The sequence below is a fragment of the Rhizobacter sp. P3_C12 genome, assembly GCF_056402735.1.
Genome location: NZ_JBFUGW010000411.1, coordinates 1 through 4,038 on the forward strand (window position 1 = coordinate 1; position 4,038 = coordinate 4,038).

At 68.0% G+C, this 4,038-nt stretch carries 6 protein-coding genes and 1 pseudogene; all 7 read right to left on the reverse strand.

From position 1 onward, the window contains the following. Positions 1 to 191: pseudogene (locus AC1DXV_RS32165) on the reverse strand (cytochrome c oxidase accessory protein CcoG); the annotation flags it as partial. A 4-nt stretch (positions 192 to 195) separates the two neighbouring features. Then, the gene (ccoP, locus tag AC1DXV_RS32170) at positions 196 to 1,107 is read right to left on the reverse strand and encodes a cytochrome-c oxidase, cbb3-type subunit III (protein ID WP_477871657.1); all 912 of its coding nucleotides are present in this window, start codon (positions 1,105 to 1,107) and stop codon (positions 196 to 198) included. Then, on the reverse strand, positions 1,104 to 1,265 hold the full coding sequence (locus AC1DXV_RS32175) for a cbb3-type cytochrome oxidase subunit 3 (RefSeq protein ID WP_477871659.1): 162 nt from the start codon (positions 1,263 to 1,265) through the stop codon (positions 1,104 to 1,106). The genes ccoP and AC1DXV_RS32175 overlap by 4 nt, the downstream gene beginning before the upstream one ends. 12 nt (positions 1,266 to 1,277) lie before the next feature. Further along, on the reverse strand, positions 1,278 to 1,910 hold the full coding sequence (ccoO, locus tag AC1DXV_RS32180) for a cytochrome-c oxidase, cbb3-type subunit II (protein WP_477937547.1): 633 nt from the start codon (positions 1,908 to 1,910) through the stop codon (positions 1,278 to 1,280). Between the two features lie 19 nt (positions 1,911 to 1,929). Beyond that, complete coding sequence (gene ccoN, locus AC1DXV_RS32185) at positions 1,930 to 3,384, reverse strand: cytochrome-c oxidase, cbb3-type subunit I (RefSeq protein WP_477937549.1); 1,455 nt, start codon at positions 3,382 to 3,384, stop codon at positions 1,930 to 1,932. 29 nt (positions 3,385 to 3,413) lie between these two features. Then, the gene (gene ccoS, locus AC1DXV_RS32190) at positions 3,414 to 3,608 is read right to left on the reverse strand and encodes a cbb3-type cytochrome oxidase assembly protein CcoS (protein WP_477874159.1); all 195 of its coding nucleotides are present in this window, start codon (positions 3,606 to 3,608) and stop codon (positions 3,414 to 3,416) included. Between the two features lie 9 nt (positions 3,609 to 3,617). Then, a partial coding sequence (locus AC1DXV_RS32195; RefSeq protein WP_477937551.1) for an HAD-IC family P-type ATPase occupies positions 3,618 to 4,038 on the reverse strand: 421 nt, incomplete at its 5' end.

A 4,038-nucleotide genomic window follows, 5' to 3' on the forward strand; every position in this document is an offset into this window, starting at 1 on the left:
AGCCACGGCAGCCCGTAGAACACCAGCTGCGTCGCCCACACCAGCGCCCAGCGCCAGGCCGCGAACAGGCCGTGCACCGCGCGCGGGTAGATCTTCGCTTCACTCGCATACAGCGAGACGGTGGCCACCGGCGTGATCGGGATCACCCGCTTGCCGTTGCGTGACTCGTGGCGCACCTCGGGGTCGGCCATCGCGTCACTGCGCAAGCGCAGGGCCCCGGTTCGACAGGCTCCACACGTACGCGGCCAGCACGTGGATCTGCGCCTTGCCGAGCCGGTCCTTCTGCGCCGGCATCACGTTCAGCTTGCCCTTGTTGATCATCGCGGTGATGGCTTCCTCGCCCCAGCCGTGCAGCCAGACCTTGTCGGTGAGGTTGGGTGCGCCGAGCGCGGGGTTGCCCTTGCCGTCGATGCCGTGGCAGGCGGCGCAGGCCATGAAGCGCGGCTTGCCGAACTGCGCGGTCGAATCGTGCGCGCTGCCCGACAGGCTCAGCACGTACTGCGCGACCTCGTGGATCTCCTGCGCGCCGCCGATCGCCGCTGCCATCGGCGGCATCATCCCCTGGCGCCCCTCGGTGATCGTCTCCTCGATCTTCTCCGGCGTGCCGCCGTGCAGCCAGTCGGTGTCGGTCAGGTTCGGAAAGCCCTTGCTRCCGCGCGCATCCGAGCCGTGGCAGGTCGCGCAGTTGTTGATGAACAGCCGCTCGCCGATCGCCATCGCCTGCGGCTCGGCCGCGAGCTGGTCGGCCGGCAGCGCGGCAAAGCGCGCATAGAGCGGCGCCATCTCGGCCTGCGCGGCCCGCTGCTCCGCCTCGTACTGGCCGCGGCTGGTCCAGCCCAGGCTGCCGGCGGCGCTGCCGAAGCCGGGGTACAGGAACAGGTAGGCCAGCGAGAACACCACCGTCAGCACGAACATCACCATCCACCACAGCGGCAGCGGGTTGTTCAGCTCGCGCAGGTCCTCGTCCCACACGTGGCCGGTGCTGTTGTCGGCGGCCATCACCTCGCGGCGGCTCGCGATGAACAGCAGCACCAGGCACGCCAGCAGGCCGAGCAGCGTCACCGCGCCGATGTAGATCGACCAGCCCTGGCTGAAGAAGTCGCTCATCGCGCACCTCCTTCATCGCTGCCATCCTGTTCGAAAGGCAACCGTGCCGCTTCGTCGAATCGCGACTGGTTGCGCCGCGACCAGGCCCAGGCGGCAATGCCCAGGAACACCAGCATCGACAGCACCGTCACGCCACTTCTGAGGTCGTTGACATCCATGGGTCTTGCTCCTTACTTCACCGAGGTGCCCAGCACCTGCAGGTAGGCGATCAGCGCATCGATCTCGGTCTTGCCCTTCACGGCCTCGCCGGCGGCGGCGATCTCGGCATCGGTGTAGGGCACGCCGACGCGGCGCAGCGCAGTCAGCTTCGGGGCCATGTCGGTCGGGTCCAGCGCGGCCTGGGTGAGCCACGGGTAGGCCGGCATGTTCGACTCCGGCACCACGTCGCGCGGGTTGATCAGGTGCACCCGGTGCCACTCGTCGCTGTACTTGCCGCCCACGCGATGCAGGTCCGGGCCGGTGCGCTTGCTGCCCCACTGGAACGGATGGTCGTAGACGAACTCGCCGGCCGTCGAGTAGTGGCCGTAGCGCAGCGTCTCGGCGCGGAACGGGCGGATCATCTGCGAGTGGCAGTTGTAGCAACCCTCGCGGATGTAGACGTCGCGCCCGGCCAGCTGCAGCGCGGTGTAGGGCGCGAGGCCCGGCGCCGCCTGCGTGGTGGAGCGCTGGAAGAACAGCGGCACGATCTCCACCAGGCCGCCGACGGCGATCACCAGCAGGATCAGCACGATCATCAGGAAGTTGTTGGTCTCGATCTTCTCGTGCGAGAAGCCGGGGGTGTTGGTGTCGTTTGCATTGGCCATGTGGTGTGTCCTCGGTGGCTCAGGCGGGGGCCGGCTGCAGCGCAGCGACCTGACCCGGCACGGGCAGCGGCCGGTAGCGGCCGGCGGTGGCCGTCTTCACGACGTTCCAGCCCATGATCAGCATGCCGGCCAGGTACAGCAGCCCGCCCGCCAGGCGCACCACGTAGAAGGGGAAGGTCGCCTTCACGCTCTCGACGAAGCTGTAGACCAGCGTGCCGTCGGGGTTGACCGCGCGCCACATCAGGCCCTGCATCACGCCGGCGATCCACATCGCGGCGATGTACAGCACGATGCCGACCGTCGCGATCCAGAAGTGCAGCTCGATCGCCCGGGTGCTGTACATCGTCGTGCGGCCGAACATGCGCGGCACCAGGAAGTACAGCGTGCCCATCGACACCAGGCCGACCCAGCCGAGCGCGCCGGAATGCACGTGGCCGATGGTCCAGTCGGTGTAGTGGCTGAGCGCGTTGACCGTCTTGATCGACATCATCGGCCCTTCGAAGGTGCTCATGCCGTAGAACGACAGCGAGACGATGAGGAACTTCAGGATCGGGTCGTCGCGCAGTTTGTGCCACGCCCCCGAGAGCGTCATGATCCCGTTGATCATCCCGCCCCAGCTCGGCGCGAGCAGCACCAGCGAGAACAGCATGCCCACGCTCTGCGCCCAGTCGGGCAGCGCGGTGTAGTGCAGGTGGTGCGGGCCCGCCCACATGTACGTGAAGATCAGCGCCCAGAAGTGCACGATCGACAGCCGGTACGAGTACACCGGCCGCTCGGCCTGCTTCGGGATGAAGTAATACATCATCCCGAGGAAGCCGGCCGTCAGGAAGAAGCCGACCGCGTTGTGGCCGTACCACCACTGCACCATCGCGTCCTGCACGCCGGCGTAGGCCGAGTAGCTCTTGGTCAGGCTCACCGGAATGGCGGCGCTGTTGACGATGTGCAGCAGCGCCACCGCCAGGATGAACGCGCCGAAGAACCAGTTCGCGACGTAGATGTGGCGCACCTTGCGCACCGCGATCGTGCCGAAGAACACCACCGCGTACGACACCCACACGATGGCGATCAGGATGTCGATCGGCCACTCGAGCTCGGCGTACTCCTTGCCCTGCGTGATGCCCAGCGGCAGCGTGATGGCGGCTGCGACGATCACCGCCTGCCAGCCCCAGAACGTGAAGGCCGCGAGCTTCGGCATGAAGAGCCGCGCCTGCGAGGTGCGCTGCACCACGTAGTAGCTGCTGGCGAACAGCGCGCAGCCGCCGAACGCGAAGATCACCGCGTTGGTGTGCAGCGGCCGCAGGCGGCCGTAGCTGAGCCAGGAGATGCCCAGGTTCAGCTCGGGCCAGGTCAGCTCGGCTGCGATGAACACGCCGACCAGCATCCCCACCACGCCCCACAGCACCGCCGCGAGCGAGAACCAGCGCACGCTCCAGTCACTGAAGACGGGCTGCGCGGCCGCAGATTCGTTCGACATAGGTCGCCTCTTCTTTCACCATGATTGCTCTACGGTGATTCTTGGAGCGACGCGCCGGCGGCGGCTTGATGCTGATCAAGGGCGATGTCGTCGGTGTGCAGAATCCGCAGCCCCTCGTCGTCGAGGTCGTCGAATTGGCCACGGTTCAGCGCCCAGCCGAACACGCCGAGCAGCGCGAGCACCAGCAGGGCCGACATCGGGATCAGGAGATAGAGGATGTTCATCGTCGAGCTTCAGCGCGCCAGGCGCAGGGAATTGGCGATGACGAACAGCGAGCTGAGTGCCATGCCGAGGCCGGCGGCCCACGGCGGCAGGAAGCCGGCCAGCGCGAGCGGGATGCAGGCAGCGTTGTAGAGCGCCGACCACGCGAGGTTCTGCCGCACCACGCGCACCGTGCGGCGGGCCATGCGGCGGGCGTCTTCCAGGCCGCCCAGCCGGTTCGAGACCACCACCAGGTCGGCGTTCGAGCGGGCGACCAGCGCGCCGTGGCCCATCGCGAACGACACGTCGGCCTGCGCGAGCACCGGCGCATCGTTGATGCCGTCGCCGACCATCGCGACGCAGCGGCCGGCCGCCTGCTCGCGCTGCACCGCGGCCTGCTTGGCGGCGGGGTCGGCCGCGCCGATCGCTGCATCGGCACCGACGCGGCGCGCG